The following is a 15,487-nucleotide window of genomic DNA, read 5'->3' as shown; positions in this document are numbered from 1 at the left end:
TTTATTTCCACTCTTTGCGAAGACTTAGCAAAGCACGGTGTAAAAGGTTATTTGCAGATTGATAGTTAACCTCAAGGGTAGTTGCAATTTGCTCTACAGTAAGGTTTTGGTTGTAGCGGAGGTATAAGGCCTCTTTTTGTCGAGCGGGCAAAGCATTAATTAGGCGGTTGAGATGGGAGACTTTGGCAGTGGTAATCTCATCGGCAATGAGATGATATTCTATGGAGAAATCAAAGAGAAATTTAACAGAATCCATTGAAGTGCTAAGGCGAAAAATATGATCTCGTTCCTGTAACCGCGTAATGCGTTTACGAACACTTGACAACAAATAGGCTTTTACTATCACCTCTTCATTTAATTTATTTCGGTACACCCAAATGTCTGTAAAAACATCCTGCACGCAGTCTTGCACCTTTTCAGGAAAAGGAATAAACGAATTTCCATAACGAACTAAATCAGCGTAATGCTTTTTAAAAAGTGTTGAAAACGCTTTTTCATCACCTTTTTTCAGATTGCTCCAAAGGGTGGAGTCATCTTGTATTTGGGTATGTAGTATTTGCCTTTTCACAATTTTTGTCAGGATTAGTTAATTCTTTTCAATGCAAATTTTTGATGAGCGTATAATTTTTATTGAAGCCGAATAAATTTCAACAAAAAAGGATAGTAGTGGTGTTTTTGTGCTTAAATAATAGTTAATTTTTGCTGATTGTTTTAAGAATAGCAAAAGAATATTTTGTGTTTTATTTAAAATTTCATGAACAAATTTACATAATTATATGTTAAAACGTGTTTATTGTCTTGAAAATATAGAGAAATACAACTACTTGGGAATAGTTGTATGTTTTTTTTAGATAATTAAATTTTTAGGACTTTAATTATTGATTTAATAATGGGACTTTTTCTTTACGCTTGTGTTACGTATAGAATTCTTGTAAATCGCAAAAAAAGAGTGGACCACAATTATATTCCTTATGTGTTTGGAATTGCCGCGGTATTTGAATCTTAACAAAGTGTTTGTGTTTTTAAAACTTCCAGGCTTTTTGTTGTGCTTCACTCAGGAAAGTCCAGGCTACGATGCGACTCGTTTTTTGTCCTTGTGCCATGTCTATTGTTTTTACAGTAACAGCACTTACTTTGTTTAAGACTTTATATAGACTGGAAAGATTTTCTTTTTTGGAAACCAGGGTAGTAAACCACAAACATTGCATCGGGTACTTCGCGCTTTCGTAAATCATTTGGGTCACGAAACCTAATTCGCCGCCTTCGCACCATAATTCAGCGTTATGACCTCCGAAATTTAAAACAGGTTTTATTGTTTTTGTTTGTTCCAGATTATTAATTTTTCGCAATGTGCTCTTGGTGGCTTCTTGCTGTGAAGCATGAAAAGGCGGATTGCAAATCGTGAAAGTAAATTTATCTTCGGATGTGATGATGTTCTTAAAAATAAAGCGCGCTTCTGTTTGTTGCTGCAAACTAATGGCGTCAATTAATTTTGGATTTGCTTCGATAATTTTACTGCAGTTTTCAATTGCTTTTAAATCGATATCGGTTCCCACAAAACTCCATCCGTAAGCAGAATTACCAATTATCGGGTAAATACAATTGGCACCAATACCAATATCCAAGCCTTGAACGGTTTCTCCTTCCGGGATGATTCCGTTAGTGCCGGAAGCCAATAGATCGGCTATGTAATGAATGTAGTCTGCTCTGCCAGGAATGGGCGGGCAAAGGTAGTTTTTAGGAATGTCCCAATCTTGTATGTCATAGTGACTTATCAAAAGGGCTTTGTTTAGTGCTTTTACCGCTTCGGGATTACTAAAATCAATAGTTTCTATATTGTGCTCATTGACAGCGACAAAATCGTTTAATTCGGGACAAATTTTGATTAATTGTTGAAAATCATATCCAAATCTATCTCGATTTCTAGGATGTAAATTGGTCTTTTCGGTAATCGTTTTTATTTTTAATTTTTCCATTTCGGCGCAAAGATAGTCAATCTCTTGCTGTTATAGTAAAGGAACAGATTATATATAGGTTTTTAGTCATTAATCGGTGCATTCCATCAGCAATAAATCACCTTCACTGTGTTCTATTGTCACTATGCCGTCTTTGATGACGTGATTGCTGCTACCGGTTCTGTAGCCAATGGTCAGACTATCGTCTTTTAACGGGTAGAATAAATTATCGGAGTGTATTCCCGTTACATGACCGATGGGAATTAATGAAATAGGGGTATTAGCTGTGTACCATTTTTCGAATTTATTGGGCAATAAGAAAATTTTCGAATGGTCGTCTAAGATTACAATTTTCAATAGATTTCTGTACCGAACTATGTTGGTTAGATTGGTAATGGTATGATCGGCTCTTTTTCCTGTTGCCCAAACAACATTTACAGCTGGAATTTTACGATGGATCAGATAGTCAAAAGCTTTTTCTAAATCCGTTTTATTTTGGTCTGGTGTGTGGATAATTTCAATTGGGTATTGGGATGTCTGGTATTGCTCGGCATCAAAGCCCCTGTCGAAATCTCCTAAAAGAACATCCACTTTTATATCTAATTCCATGACTCTTTCTATAGCAGAATCCAATACAATGACTAAAGGGGACCATTCTAATAATTGTCCTAACAATTCTGGATTACAGGATGCGCCATTGGCAATTATTAAAGCGGGTTCTTGGTCGTCGCGAACGATATGATGTGAGGACATGGTTAAGTATGAATTTTAAATTGAAATTTACGAATGCAAAGATAGTGATTCATAATTCTGTAATTTGTAATTCGTGTTTTTTTAGACCAGATAGAAAAAAGAGCAGGTCCACACTTTAGTTTTGGATAGTCTAAAGGCAGCTTCTTACTGAATAGTGTAATTTTTAATATCGACTTCGCTAAGTGAAAAATAACCCAAAGGAAAATTCGCTGGATTTGTGGTGTTGACGATATTTCCGCGTACTGTTGCCGGTGGAGATTGAAACGGTCCTCCTCCATTATTACCAGCAATGCTTACTAAAACACTCAGGTAATTGTAATAGGATTTCGAAATTCCATAATGGCTGATTTCTATCGCATCACCTGATTTTAAATCGTCATTTTGGGAAATACTAAAGAATTTATTTCCATCAAAAAACTCATCTAAGTCCACGTAAAAATTAGACTTAACCTGATTGGAGTAAATGTATTTGTATAAATAATAATTAGGTTCGTCTGCAGGATCCGTGTAATACGATTTAATTTCTTTATTTTTTCCTGTAAAACCTCCTTCGTTATTTTGAATAATTTCTGTTATTGGCGCTACAGATTTTAAGGTTTCGGTGGCTTTGTATGTTGCGCCTTCACTAATAACAGTTAAGGCATAGGTTTCGTTAATCACTGGAATAAAATTGTTGCAGATGTATTCTCCTTTGTTGACTGATTCGACAAAATTAAAAATGATATTGGAACTGCTTTTGATGGTAATAATGGCTCCTGACACTTTTGGAATTTCGGTGCTGTAGTAATCTGTTGTGGTGGTTAATTTTATTTTTTGTTGATTGCCAGCAGTCGTTTTTTTCCAATTTATAGCGGCTTCGATAACCAGTTTCGGTGGTGCAGCATTTAGATCTACCGGAATAACATCTTCGCAACTGTGAAAGAACAGTGTTGTTATAACTACTAACAATAGTGTTGTTTTTCTCATGATAATTAAAATTTGAAGTTATAACTAACGGCAGGAACAATTCCAAAAATGGAAGTTTTTACCGCTTCATTAGAACCTGTATCTATATTTTGTCTAAAATTGATTGAAGCGGCATTCTTTCTGTTGTACAAATTGTAAATGCTAAAAACCCATTCTCCTTTCCAGTTTCTGCCGCTGTTTTTGCGCGGAGTCAATGTTGCAGCAATGTCGAGATGATGGTAAGCCGGAAGATGGTTTTCATTTCTTAATCCATAACTGGGAACCGTTATTCCAAGGTATTCGTATTGCCCGGTCGGGTAGGTTACCGGTTGTCCTGTCTGTAATGAAAAATTAGCTCCAAAAGACCATTTTTCGTTTAAAGTATAGGCACTGGTAATGGCAATATTATGCAATTTGTCATAAACGGAGTTGTACCAATTTCCGTTGTTAATTCCGGTCTCATTAAGTGTTCGCCCCGGAGTTTGCTGTTCTGATTTGGATAAAGTATAGGAAATCCAACCGTTAAATTTGCCTTCATTTTTACGTGCCATGATTTCCAGACCATAGGATCTTAATTCACCATTTAGGATTACCTGCTCGATCGCTTCATTGGCAATCAAATTTGCACCGTCAATATAGTCTAATCTGTTTTTTACTTTTTTATAGTAAGTTTCTATTTCCAGAGAATATACTCCTTCTTTAAAATTTTTAAAATAGCCTAAAGCCACTTGGTCCGCAATTTGTGGTTTTATGAAATTATCACTTGGTGTCCATACATCAAGGGGAGTAGGAGAGGAAGTATTGGAAATCAATTGTAAATACTGTACCATTCTATTGTAGCTGGCTTTGACCGATTGGTCTTCGTTGATTTGATAGGCAAATGAAAAACGGGGCTCCAGATTATTGAAACTTTCAATAGCTTTATTTTTCGCATAGAATTTAGTTCCAATTGGTGTCGCTTTTTCATAAATCTGTAAATCTGGGTTGAAGGTGACCGGGTTGTTGTCTGTATAAACGTTTATGGTGGATTGCCCTAAACGGTAAAACATACTGTAGCGTAAACCATAAGAAACAGTGATAGTATTTGAAATTTCATGATCCGCATTGATGTATAAGGCAGGTTCAAATGCATATTTCTTATCCAATTGATTAAAATTAATTCCAGAATCCGTATCAGATGGTTTTATGGTTCCGGGGTTAAAGTCATAATAAATGGTATTTATACCGTAATTCAATTTAAATTTATCTGAAATGTAATTCCTGAAATCGTATTTGATATTGTAATTCTTGATACCGGAATCCCATTTGAAGCCTACGAAATCCAAATCTAATCCATAATAATAGTCGCTGTAGATTAGTGATAAATTCGAAAATAATTTATCTGAAAATAAGTGGTTCCACCTCAGGTTTAAAGTGGAATTACCATAAATATTGGTAAAGCTTTTGTTTAAGCTAAACACATCTCTTCCGAAATATCCTGACAGGTACAAGCTGTTATTTGAATTCAATTTGTAACTTAACTTAGTATTTAAATCATAAAAATAAGCGGAGTTGTTTTTTTGTTCTTCAGAGAGTTTTAAGAATAAATGAGCATACGAACTCCTGCCGCCAACAAGGAAGGAACCTTTGTCTTTTTCTAATGGTCCCTCGATTAAAAGTCTGCTGGAGATTAGTCCGATTCCTCCATTGATGTGGAATCCTTTACTATTTCCGTCTTTTTGATAAATATCCAAAACCGAGGAAGCTCTGCCTCCAAAACGTGCCGGAATTCCGCCTTTGTATAATTTTAAATCCTTGATCGCATCCGGATTAAAAACGGAGAAAAAGCCAAAAACATGCGAGGAGTTGAATATGGTTGCTTCGTCCAGCAATATTAGATTTTGGTCAGCACCACCGCCACGAACATTAAAACCCGATGCGCCTTCTCCGGCATTGGTAACGCCAGGAAGTAATAAAATAGATTTGAGGACATCTACTTCGCCAAGTACCACCGGCATTTTCTTAATAGTCGAAATAGTGAGTTTGTTAACGCTCATTTCCGGTTTTCGAATATTGGTTTTTGTATTATGATCAATAATGACTACTTCTTTTAAAACGGTTTCGTTACTTAATAATGTAAAATTATTTTTTATGTTTTGGTCTAAACTTATGGATTCCGCTATAGTTTGATATCCCAAATAAGTTATTTCGATAGTGTAATTCCCTTTTGGGACCGTGATAGAGTAAAAACCATATTCATTGGTAGTTACGCCTGTTTTTAATTCTGGGACAGCTATGTTTACGCCAATTAATGTTTCATTACTGTTGGCATCAATAATAGTTCCGCTGATGGTAAATTTTTGTTTCGCCAGTTCGCTAAAGCTCGTTTGTTGAGAAAAAGAAGAAAGGGTGGGTAATACTACAATAAGAAAGGTAATAATTTTCTTTATAACCATTGTTTAAATTTTCTAAATGAAGAAATGCAAATTTCACTAAACGCAATATCAATTGAGGTATAACAAATGTTAAGGTATTGCTAATATAAAAAAAAGACAACTGAAAAACAGTTGCCTTTTAATGTAGTATTCAATTAAGAATTATTTTTGATTAAGCGATTTTTGCTAAAATACTATTAAATGTTTCGCTAGGGCGCATTGCTTTGGTTGTTAATTCTGGATTAGGCTGGTAATGACCACCAATATTTTGTGGTTTTCCTTGCGCTCCAATTAACTCCGAATTGATTTTGGTTTCATTTTCTTTAAATGCTGCAGCAATAGGAGTGAAGATAGTTTTCAATTCTGTATTTTTATCTTGAGCAGCTAATGCTTCTGCCCAATACATTGCCAAGTAAAAATGAGAACCACGGTTGTCAATTTCGCCAAGTTTACGGGCTGGTGATTTATCGTTTGCCAGGAATTTTTCCGTCGCTACATCTAGGGTTTCAGCTAAAATAATTGCTTTAGCATTGTTTAAAGTTTGACCTAAATGTTCTAAGGAAGCTCCCAAAGCCAAAAATTCTCCAAGGGAATCCCAACGTAAGTAACCTTCTTGTGTGAATTGTTCCACATGTTTTGGAGCTGACCCACCTGCGCCTGTTTCAAACAAACCACCACCATTCATCAATGGAACGATAGATAGCATTTTGGCAGATGTTCCTACCTCTAAAATAGGAAATAAATCAGTTAAGTAATCACGCAATACGTTTCCTGTTACAGAAATAGTGTCTAATCCTTTAATGATTCTTTCTAATGTAAAATTAGTAGCTTCAATAGGATTAAGAATACGGATGTCTAAAGCTGTTGTGTCGTAATCTTTTAAATATTTTGTTACTTTTTCAATTAATTCTCTATCGTGTGCCCTGTTTTGGTCTAACCAAAAAACTGCAGGAGTATTTGATAAACGAGCTCTGTTTACAGCTAATTTAACCCAGTCCTGAATCGGAGCATCTTTTGCCTGACACATTCTGAAAATATCATTTGCTTCAACAGCTTGTTCCATTAAAACGTTTCCATTAGTAGCTACAACACGAACAACGCCGCCTGCATTCATTTGGAACGTTTTGTCATGTGAACCGTACTCTTCCGCTTTTTGTGCCATCAAACCTACGTTTGGTACACTTCCCATAGTTGTTGGGTCGAAAGCACCGTGTTTTTTACAAAAATCAATAGTAGCAGTATATATTCCGGCATAACATCGGTCTGGAATAATCGCAAAGGTGTCTTGTCCTTTTCCTTCCTTGTTATACATTTGGCCCGACGTACGAATCATTGCGGGCATAGAAGCATCCACAATCACATCCGAAGGAACGTGAAGATTGGTAATTCCTTTTTCAGAATTTACCATGGCCAGTGCTGGTCCATTTTCTATTGCATGGTTTATTGCTGCTTCAACTTCAGCCTGCATAGGGTGTCCGGCAATTTTTGCATACACATCACCTAAGCCGTTTCTGGTGTCAATATTTAATTCATTAAATAACGCCGCGTATTTTTCGAAAACAGCTGCGAAATAAACTTCTACAATGGCTCCAAAAATAATCGGATCAGAAACTTTCATCATAGTAGCTTTCAGGTGAACCGAAAGTAGCACGTTTTGTTCTTTTGCTTCTGCAATTGTTTTAGCAACAAAAGCTTTTAATGCATTCAGATTCATTACTGAACTATCGATTATTTCACCTGCTTTTAGTGGTGTACTTGCTTTCAAAACAGTAGTTGAACCATCTTTACCGACAAATTCTATTTTCACATCAGTGGCATCAGCAAGGGTGATTGATTTTTCACTTCCGTAAAAATCTCCACTTTCCATAGACGCTACCTTTGTTTTTGAGTCAGAAGACCAAGCTCCCATCGAGTGCGGGTTTGCTTTAGCGTAATTTTTAACGGCTTTAGGAGCTCTACGATCCGAGTTCCCTTCACGTAAAACTGGATTTACGGCAGAACCTAAAATTTTAGAATATTTAGCTTTGATTGTTGTCTCAGCTTCGTTTTGCGGCTCTTCAGGAAAGTTTGGCAAATTATAGCCATGCGATTGTAATTCAGCAATAGCCGCTTTTAATTGGGGAACAGATGCCGAAACATTTGGTAATTTTATGATGTTTGCCTCTGGGGTTGTTGCTAATTGTCCAAGTTCTAACAGAGCATCTCCTGTTTTTTGATCTTCAGTCAAAAATTCAGGAAAGTTTGCTAAAATTCTTGCGGCTAAAGAAATGTCTCTAGTTTCAATTTCAATGTCAGAAGTTGATGTAAATGCTTGAACAATAGGTAGAAATGAGTAAGTTGCCAATAAAGGCGCTTCATCAGTAAGGGTGTAAAAAATTTTTGATTTTTGTGTCATTTTTTTATTTTTATAATCGAATCACGGTTAAATGTAGCTTAAATAAGGTGTTTCACTTGAAATAAGGCGGACAAATATATGAAAATCAGATGTAATAGAAGGTGGATTTTATATAGAAAAATACGAATTTTCAGATTACTAACTTGTTATTCTAAATTTGTTAGTTTTAGATGTGTTTAAGTTCTTGATTGGGGAACCAAGGAGGAAAAAAAAATCAAAAAAAAGTCCCAACATTGTTGAGACTTTTTTATAGTAAAGAGATAGTTGACTATCTTCTTTTGTCTTTAATTTTAGCTTTTTTACCAGTAAGTTCTCTGAAGTAGAAAATTCTAGCTCTACGAACTGCACCTTTTTTGTTGATTTCAACTTTTTGTAAAGCTGGTAAGTTTACTGGGAAGATACGCTCAACTCCAATAGCACCTGACATTTTACGAATAGTAAAAGTTTCTGTGTTACCAGATCCTCTTCTTTGAATAACAACTCCTTTAAAAAACTGTGTTCTAGTTTTTTCACCCTCTCTAATTTCGTAGTAAACTGTGATAGTATCACCAGCTCCAAAAACAGGGAAATCTTTTCTAGCTACTAATTCGTCTTGAACGAATTTCATTAAATCTGCCATGATAATTTTAATTATGGTTTTTTATTAAATCAACATTCACGGATCTCGCCAGAGGTTAATCTAAATTTGGGTGCAAATGTAAAAAATAATTATGATTTATAAGTTATTAGGTATGAATTATTTTGAGCAAAAATCATAATGCATATAATTTATAGCGCTTAGCTTTCTTCCAGCAAATCCGGTCTTCTGTTCTTGGTGTGTTCGTAGGCCGTGTCTTCCCGCCATTTATCAATTTTGGCGAAATTTCCGCTTGTTAAAACATCGGGAACTTTCCATCCTTTGTAATCTGCAGGACGGGTATAAATAGGGCCCGATAGTAATCCATCTTGAAAACTATCCGTTAAAGCGGAGGTTTCATCACTTAAAACACCAGGAATTAATCGGATTAAAGCATCCGATAAAACCAAAGCGCCCAGTTCTCCACCAGACAGTACATAATCGCCAATCGAAATTTCCTTCGTGATAAAATGGTCGCGAACACGCTGATCCACACCTTTATAGTGTCCACACAAAATGATAATGTTTTCATACATCGACATCGTGTTTGCCATTTTCTGATTTAGGGTTTCTCCGTCCGGTGACATATAAATGATTTCGTCGTAGGTTCTTTCGCTTTTCAAATGCGTTATACAAGCATCAATAGGCTGGACGGTCATTACCATTCCTGCACCACCACCATAAGGGTAATCGTCCACACTTTTCTGTCTGTTGGTCGTATAATCCCGTAAATTATGAATGTGGACTTCCACCAATCCTTTGTCGATGGCACGTTTCATAATCGAAGCCTCAAACGGGCTTCGCAATAATTCCGGGAGAACAGTTACAATATCAATGCGCATAATTTCTTTTCTAAGTTTCAAAGGTGCAAAGGTACAAAGTTTTTTTTCAGGAGCTATTTACAGTTTTTAACTGTACCTTTCCTTTGGGTAGTGAGCAGTGAAATTTAATAAGGGGTAGTTTTTTGCAGAATTATACCGTTATATTCTATACGATGTTACGGAATATGTTTTAATTGGAAGTTTATTAAGTTTTGGAATTGATATGATTGCTGAAGGCTATAAATATTAATCACAGGTTTGTGATAACAATCAACGGATCTCTCAATTCCCTTTTAAAATTAATTTCGTAAATTTGCCCTTCAATAAAAATTAAACAAAAATGGAAAACGGAATATATGCTAAATTTAACACTACAAGAGGTGCTATTTTAGTAAAACTAACACACGATTTGACTCCAGGAACAGTTGGTAACTTCGTAGGATTGGCGGAAGGAAACTTAGAAAATAAAGTGAAGCCTCAAGGGGTTAAATTTTATGACGGATTAAAATTCCATAGAGTAATTCCTGATTTCATGATTCAAGGTGGTTGTCCACAAGGAACAGGAACTGGAGACCCTGGCTATAAATTTGATGATGAATTTCATCCAAGTTTGAAACACGATCGCCCAGGAGTTTTGGCTATGGCTAACTCAGGACCTGGAACAAATGGTTCTCAATTTTACATTACACACATTCCCACAGAATGGTTGGACAATAAACATACAGTTTTTGGTCATGTTGTAGAAGGTCAGGATGTTGTTGATGCTGTACAGCAAGGTGATGTTTTGGAATCTTTAGAAATTATCAGAGTAGGTGACGAAGCTAAAAACTGGAATGCAATTGAAGCTTTTATCACTTTCAAAGGATCTCGTAACAAACGTGATGCAGCTTTAAAGGCGGATGCTGAAGCAGCAATGGAAAAGCTTGCTGCTGGTTTCGAAAAAACAGAAAGTGGTTTGCGTTACCAATTTATCCAAAGAGGAGAAGGTAAAAAAGCAGAAAATGGGAAAACGGTTTCAGTACATTATACAGGACAACTTCCGGACGGAAAAGTTTTCGACAGTTCTTATCCTCGTAAAAAACCAATCGAATTTCCATTAGGAAAAGGGAACGTTATTGAAGGTTGGGATGAAGGTATTGCCTTATTGAGAGTTGGTGATAAAGCACGTTTCGTGATTCCAGCTCATTTAGGTTACGGATCTCGTGGTGCTGGAGGAGCAATTCCACCAAACGCTACTTTGATTTTTGATGTAGAATTAATGGATGTTAAATAGTCTGGTTCAAATAACAGATTTCAGTCGTCAGATAAAATTAAAAATCCCAAAATAGAAATATTTTGGGATTTTTTTTATACACTAAGTAGACTTGTTGCTATTTCAAATCTGAATTTAAAAATTCTATTAAATCGTTGTTTAATTTGTCTTTTTCAATATAAAACAAGCCATGTGGTGCCCCTTCATAAACAATAAATTTATTGTAAGGTATTAATTTTGTAGCTACCTCGGAAGTGATTTCAATAGGAACTGTTTTGTCTTCATCGCCATGAATGATTAATGTGGGGACATTGACCGAAGCCATTTCTCTACGAAAATCGGTTGTAGAAAATGACTGTGCACACGCTAGAGTTGCACGCGGTGAGGCAAAAGAACATAGCATTCTATAATAGTCCAGTAAAGCTGTGCTTATAGGTTGGCTGATGAAACTCACTCCGAAGAACGTTTTTCCAAAACTATCCAGAAAACCAATTCGGTCCTGTTTTATTTGTTCCGCCATTCCATCGTATTTTTCTTGTGGTACGCCATCTGGATTAGAATCCGTTTTTAATTGAAACGGTGTTACAGAAGAGATAAGAACCGCTTTTGAAACTCCTTTTCCACCATGACGACTAAAATAGCGCACGACCTCACCACCTCCCATAGAAAATCCGACAAGCGTAACTTCCTTTAAATCCAATTGGTCAATAATAGCTTTTAAATCGTCAGTCAAAGTGTCATAGTCGTAGCCGTCCCAAGGCTGTGATGATTTTCCAAAACCGCGACGGTCATAGGTAATAACTCTAAAATTATTTTGAACAAGAGCTTCTATTTGGTATTCCCACATTTCATTCGAAAGCGGCCATCCATGAATAAGTACTACCGGTTTACCTTCGCCATAATCTTTCACATACAGTGTTACTCCCGGTGCAGTCTCAATATATTTATCTAATCCGATGTCACTTCTGTTAATTTGATTCGTTTCCATAAAATTTACTGTTTACATGATGAATTTAATATTCCTCTATGGTAAAATTAAATGTTTTAAACAAAAATGTATTACAGAATTAGTATGAATAGTTGCATTTTTATGTGTTTTAAAAGCCTAAAAAAGCATTTTGTTGAAAGTCTGGATGGTTTTATGCTATTGATTTATTTCCACTTTATAGAGCAGCCAACGCTTGGTTTTTGATTGGGATTAATGATTCGATTGTAAATCACACCATCAATCGCGCCACGCAAATCGTTGCCACTAAGCGGAATTCCATTTCCGGGTCGGCTGTCGTCTAACTGACCACGGTATACTAATTTGTCTTGGTTGTCAAACAAGAAGAAATCGGGCGTACAAGCCGCATCGTATGCTTTGGCAACTTCTTGGGTTTCATCATAAAGATAAGGGAATTCAAAATTGTTTTCGAATGCGAATTCCGTCATTAATTCTGGCGCATCTTCAGGAAATTTAATTGCATCATTACTTGAAATGGCAATGATCCCGATGCCTTGTACACGATAATCATTAGCAATCATCAAAATTTCTTCTAAAACATGGTGCACAAAGGGACAGTGATTGCAGATAAACAACACCAGGGTTCCTTTTTCACCTTTTAAATCCGCAAAAGAAAACCATTCGTTGGAAACGGTGTCTTTCAAATTAAATTCGGGAGCAATAGTTCCTAGGGGAACCATTTTTGAAGTAGTTTTTGACATTGAAGTTTTTCTAATTTAGAATTTTAGGTTTAAAGTTAAGAAAAAAGGATTGTGTTTTAAATTTAATATGCTAATTTTAGATTGTAAATCGGTTGGTTTATGACTTTAAACTTAAATAAAAATTATGCTGACTTGGTCTGAATTTGAAAGAGTAGAAATGCGTGTAGGAACCATTATGGAAATAAATGATTTTCCCGAAGCCCGAAAACCCGCTTACCAATTAACAATCGATTTTGGTTCTGAAATTGGAATCAGGAAAACGTCCGCACAAATTACCAAACGCTATCAAAAAGAAAATTTGCTAAACAGACAAATTGTTGCTGTGGTTAATTTTCCTAAAAAGCAAATAGGGAAATTCATGAGCGAATGTCTCGTATTAGGAGCAGTAGGAGCAGAAGGCGATGTGATTTTACTGGCGCCTGATTTTAAAATTGAAAATGGATTGCGAATTGGGTAGGTTTTTTATTTTGTTCTAAAAAGTTCTGTCCTTGAGTATTGTCTTCAGCCGTAGAATTAGCGCTACTATATTAAGATGTAGTAGGTTTCTTCAGATGTAGGTTTTAAAAATGGTTGTCTGAAATTTTATGTCAATTCATAATTCATATCATTTTTTAAGCAACTCAATATTCGCAATCAATGCTACTTCCTCGCTTACCATAGTGCCTCCAGCTTCTATTGTTTCATTCCAGATCAATCCAAAGTCTTTACGATTTATTTTCCCCTCTAACTGAAAACCTGCTTTTATATTTCCCCAGGGATCTGTAGCGATACCTCCATATTCTACATTTAAGAGAAGTGGTTTTGTTACCTCTTTTATCGTAAGATTGCCGTTCAGTTCAAATTCAGTATCAGACGTTTTTGTGAAGCTCGTTGAGGTAAATGAAAGTTTGGGGAATTTTTCCGCATCAAAGAATTCAGCGCTTTTCAGGTGCGTGTCTCTAAGTTCATTATTAGTATTGATGGAATTGATATTGGCACTAAATGTAAACTTTGCGTTTTCAAAATTGTGACTTGCCTCCACAGTGCCTGTTATTTCATCGAATCTTCCCGTTAAATAAGAAATCATAAGATGTTTTACTTTGAATTGGACCACTGAATGCGACGGGTCTATTTCCCATTTTATATTTTCCATGGCTTTTTTTTTTGATATTATTTTTAATTGCAAAGACTATATAAAGTTACGAGTTATTGAGGTTTATTTGTATTGATTATCAGATAAATATGTTTTTTTTTCGTTTAAGTGCGGTTGGAATTGGGGAATTAAAAAGAAGTTGGTGAATAGCTGAATTTAGCATTTAAATGGCAGTTATAAAAATGTTAACACGTTGATTTTTAAATGTTTGAAATTAAAAAATATCGTAAATTTACGTCGCGCTTAATTAGAATTCGTTCTAAATGCTCTAAATAAGTAATGAATATAATTAGTAGTTGAATTTACTAAAATTAAATATTTATGGGTGCCGAACCCGTTGGTTTAAAACAAGATTATAAATTAAATAAACATTGAATAATGGAAAAGCAAAAAATGATTGACATATTGCATTTTTGTGCGGCACAGTGCACACATTGTTATGATGCATGCCATTTAGAGAAAAAAATGGATATGTCCAGATGTATGATGAACGATCAGGACTGTGCGGATATATGTCGTTTAACAGCGCAATTGTTGGATAGAAACTCTGAAAATACAGCTTCTTTTTTAAAATTGTGTTTAGAAATGTGTGAAAGATGTGCCACGGAATGCGAAAAATACCCAGAAATGGAACATTGTAAAAAATGTGCTGAAGCATGCCATAAGTGCGCATCAATGTGCGAGGAGCAACAATTGGCACATTAGAAAATGACTATCGTTATTTCCGATTTGCACTATAACGATAGTCCTATTGTATTTCAAAAAATAGGCGTGTTATGCCCTGGACTAAAACAAATTATCCAAACGCTCTGAAGAATCTTTCCCAAGCCGTTCGCAATAAAGCTATTGAAATTGCTAATGCGTTGTTCAGAAAAGCAAATATGGAGGAGGGGAGAAGTATTGCCACAGCAATCAGTCATGCAAAAAGGTGGGCAAATAATCGTGGGTTGCTATCGCCAAAAAAAAAAGTGAAAATTAAATGATTTGAAAGAAGGTCATTTAGTAAGTTCTTTTAAGAACCTTTTAATGCTATTAATCATGTCGACAATACCAAGTGCCACCCTAACAGTAAAAAGTCCCGCTTTTAAAAACAATGAGTTTATCCCTTCAAAATATACGGGAGACGGATTAAGTGTAAATCCGGAACTGGTGATAGAGGATATTCCTTTAAATACAGAAAGCCTGGCTTTGATTGTAAATGATCCGGATGCTCCAAATGGAACATTTTGCCATTGGTTAGCATGGGATATTCCTCCAAAAAACACAATAAAAGAAGATAGTAAACCCGGAACTCAAGGTAGAAACAGCATGAATGAAAATAAGTATTTTGGCCCGTATCCTCCAAGGGGGACGCACCATTACCATTTTAAAGTGTATGCCTTAAATACTAAACTTAATTTGCCATCCGGCACTGGTGAAAAAGAACTTTTAAACGCAATGAAAGGCCATATAATTTCCTCGGGAGATTTAGTAGGTCTGTATAAAAGGTGAGGTATG

At 35.7% G+C, this 15,487-nt stretch carries 16 protein-coding genes; 5 read left to right on the top strand and 11 right to left on the bottom strand.

The annotated features are described in order from the left end of the window. Position 1: 1 nt before the first annotated feature. From ACNQGN_RS15490 to trmD, 8 genes are all read right to left on the bottom strand, one after another. On the bottom strand, positions 2–568 hold the full coding sequence (locus ACNQGN_RS15490) for an RNA polymerase sigma factor (RefSeq protein ID WP_417988732.1): 567 nt from the start codon (positions 566–568) through the stop codon (positions 2–4). Between the two features lie 454 nt (positions 569–1,022). Beyond that, positions 1,023–1,976 carry a 23S rRNA (adenine(1618)-N(6))-methyltransferase RlmF gene (rlmF, locus tag ACNQGN_RS15485; RefSeq protein ID WP_417988731.1) on the bottom strand — a complete coding sequence of 318 codons (954 nt, stop codon included), beginning with the start codon at positions 1,974–1,976 and terminating at the stop codon, positions 1,023–1,025. A 69-nt stretch (positions 1,977–2,045) separates the two neighbouring features. Next, entirely contained in the window at positions 2,046–2,708 is a 663-nt protein-coding gene (locus tag ACNQGN_RS15480; RefSeq protein WP_417988730.1) for a thiamine diphosphokinase, read from the bottom strand. Positions 2,709–2,852: 144 nt separating this feature from the next. After that, positions 2,853–3,674, bottom strand: a complete 822-nt coding sequence (locus ACNQGN_RS15475; protein ID WP_417988729.1) for a DUF4249 domain-containing protein — start codon at positions 3,672–3,674, stop codon at positions 2,853–2,855. 5 nt (positions 3,675–3,679) lie between these two features. Then, entirely contained in the window at positions 3,680–6,088 is a 2,409-nt protein-coding gene (locus ACNQGN_RS15470; RefSeq protein WP_417988728.1) for a TonB-dependent receptor, read from the bottom strand. Between the two features lie 151 nt (positions 6,089–6,239). Continuing rightward, positions 6,240–8,462, bottom strand: coding sequence for an NADP-dependent isocitrate dehydrogenase (locus tag ACNQGN_RS15465; RefSeq protein WP_417988727.1), 2,223 nt, complete (start codon positions 8,460–8,462; stop codon positions 6,240–6,242). A 268-nt stretch (positions 8,463–8,730) separates the two neighbouring features. After that, the gene (rplS, locus tag ACNQGN_RS15460; protein ID WP_416843693.1) at positions 8,731–9,081 is read right to left on the bottom strand and encodes a 50S ribosomal protein L19; all 351 of its coding nucleotides are present in this window, start codon (positions 9,079–9,081) and stop codon (positions 8,731–8,733) included. 158 nt (positions 9,082–9,239) lie between these two features. Continuing rightward, entirely contained in the window at positions 9,240–9,920 is a 681-nt protein-coding gene (gene trmD / locus ACNQGN_RS15455) for a tRNA (guanosine(37)-N1)-methyltransferase TrmD (protein WP_417988749.1), read from the bottom strand. A gap of 319 nt (positions 9,921–10,239) precedes the next feature. Between trmD and ACNQGN_RS15450 the strand changes: the two genes are divergently transcribed. Further along, positions 10,240–11,172, top strand: a complete 933-nt coding sequence (locus ACNQGN_RS15450; RefSeq protein ID WP_417988726.1) for a peptidylprolyl isomerase — start codon at positions 10,240–10,242, stop codon at positions 11,170–11,172. A 97-nt stretch (positions 11,173–11,269) separates the two neighbouring features. Here ACNQGN_RS15450 and ACNQGN_RS15445 read toward each other — a convergent pair whose 3' ends face one another. Beyond that, positions 11,270–12,139 carry an alpha/beta fold hydrolase gene (locus ACNQGN_RS15445; RefSeq protein ID WP_417988725.1) on the bottom strand — a complete coding sequence of 290 codons (870 nt, stop codon included), beginning with the start codon at positions 12,137–12,139 and terminating at the stop codon, positions 11,270–11,272. Positions 12,140–12,303: 164 nt separating this feature from the next. After that, entirely contained in the window at positions 12,304–12,858 is a 555-nt protein-coding gene (locus tag ACNQGN_RS15440) for a thioredoxin family protein (protein ID WP_417988724.1), read from the bottom strand. 124 nt (positions 12,859–12,982) lie between these two features. On the opposite strand from ACNQGN_RS15440, the gene ACNQGN_RS15435 reads away from it, so the two are divergent. Next, on the top strand, positions 12,983–13,315 hold the full coding sequence (locus ACNQGN_RS15435; RefSeq protein ID WP_417988723.1) for a tRNA-binding protein: 333 nt from the start codon (positions 12,983–12,985) through the stop codon (positions 13,313–13,315). A 147-nt stretch (positions 13,316–13,462) separates the two neighbouring features. On the opposite strand, the gene ACNQGN_RS15430 is transcribed toward ACNQGN_RS15435, so the two are convergent. Next, positions 13,463–13,990: a YceI family protein gene (locus ACNQGN_RS15430; RefSeq protein ID WP_417988722.1), complete on the bottom strand. Its 528-nt coding sequence runs from the start codon at positions 13,988–13,990 to the stop codon at positions 13,463–13,465. Positions 13,991–14,383: 393 nt separating this feature from the next. Here ACNQGN_RS15430 and ACNQGN_RS15425 point away from each other — a divergent pair, with 393 nt between their 5' ends. From ACNQGN_RS15425 to ACNQGN_RS15415, 3 genes are all read left to right on the top strand, one after another. Beyond that, positions 14,384–14,695: a four-helix bundle copper-binding protein gene (locus tag ACNQGN_RS15425; RefSeq protein WP_417988721.1), complete on the top strand. Its 312-nt coding sequence runs from the start codon at positions 14,384–14,386 to the stop codon at positions 14,693–14,695. A gap of 71 nt (positions 14,696–14,766) precedes the next feature. Continuing rightward, positions 14,767–14,973, top strand: coding sequence for a DUF2188 domain-containing protein (locus tag ACNQGN_RS15420; protein ID WP_417988720.1), 207 nt, complete (start codon positions 14,767–14,769; stop codon positions 14,971–14,973). 55 nt (positions 14,974–15,028) lie between these two features. Further along, positions 15,029–15,481, top strand: a complete 453-nt coding sequence (locus ACNQGN_RS15415) for a YbhB/YbcL family Raf kinase inhibitor-like protein (protein ID WP_417988719.1) — start codon at positions 15,029–15,031, stop codon at positions 15,479–15,481. The last annotated feature ends 6 nt before the right edge of the window (positions 15,482–15,487 follow it).

This window comes from Flavobacterium rhamnosi (genome assembly GCF_048286515.1).
Taxonomy (GTDB): domain Bacteria; phylum Bacteroidota; class Bacteroidia; order Flavobacteriales; family Flavobacteriaceae; genus Flavobacterium.
Note: the sequence above shows the minus strand (reverse complement) of the source record. Positions and strands in the feature narration are given on the sequence as shown.

Coding starts and splice junctions, on each gene's coding strand:
- ACNQGN_RS15415 (WP_417988719.1), top strand. CDS start 15,029: ATGTCGACAATACCAAGTGCCACCCTAACAGTAAAAAGTCCCGCTTTT.
- ACNQGN_RS15430 (WP_417988722.1), bottom strand. CDS start 13,990: ATGGAAAATATAAAATGGGAAATAGACCCGTCGCATTCAGTGGTCCAA.
- rplS (WP_416843693.1), bottom strand. CDS start 9,081: ATGGCAGATTTAATGAAATTCGTTCAAGACGAATTAGTAGCTAGAAAA.
- ACNQGN_RS15450 (WP_417988726.1), top strand. CDS start 10,240: ATGGAAAACGGAATATATGCTAAATTTAACACTACAAGAGGTGCTATT.
- ACNQGN_RS15470 (WP_417988728.1), bottom strand. CDS start 6,088: ATGGTTATAAAGAAAATTATTACCTTTCTTATTGTAGTATTACCCACC.
- trmD (WP_417988749.1), bottom strand. CDS start 9,920: ATGCGCATTGATATTGTAACTGTTCTCCCGGAATTATTGCGAAGCCCG.
- ACNQGN_RS15445 (WP_417988725.1), bottom strand. CDS start 12,139: ATGGAAACGAATCAAATTAACAGAAGTGACATCGGATTAGATAAATAT.
- ACNQGN_RS15475 (WP_417988729.1), bottom strand. CDS start 3,674: ATGAGAAAAACAACACTATTGTTAGTAGTTATAACAACACTGTTCTTT.
- ACNQGN_RS15425 (WP_417988721.1), top strand. CDS start 14,384: ATGATTGACATATTGCATTTTTGTGCGGCACAGTGCACACATTGTTAT.
- rlmF (WP_417988731.1), bottom strand. CDS start 1,976: ATGGAAAAATTAAAAATAAAAACGATTACCGAAAAGACCAATTTACAT.
- ACNQGN_RS15480 (WP_417988730.1), bottom strand. CDS start 2,708: ATGTCCTCACATCATATCGTTCGCGACGACCAAGAACCCGCTTTAATA.
- ACNQGN_RS15440 (WP_417988724.1), bottom strand. CDS start 12,858: ATGTCAAAAACTACTTCAAAAATGGTTCCCCTAGGAACTATTGCTCCC.
- ACNQGN_RS15465 (WP_417988727.1), bottom strand. CDS start 8,462: ATGACACAAAAATCAAAAATTTTTTACACCCTTACTGATGAAGCGCCT.
- ACNQGN_RS15420 (WP_417988720.1), top strand. CDS start 14,767: ATGCCCTGGACTAAAACAAATTATCCAAACGCTCTGAAGAATCTTTCC.
- ACNQGN_RS15435 (WP_417988723.1), top strand. CDS start 12,983: ATGCTGACTTGGTCTGAATTTGAAAGAGTAGAAATGCGTGTAGGAACC.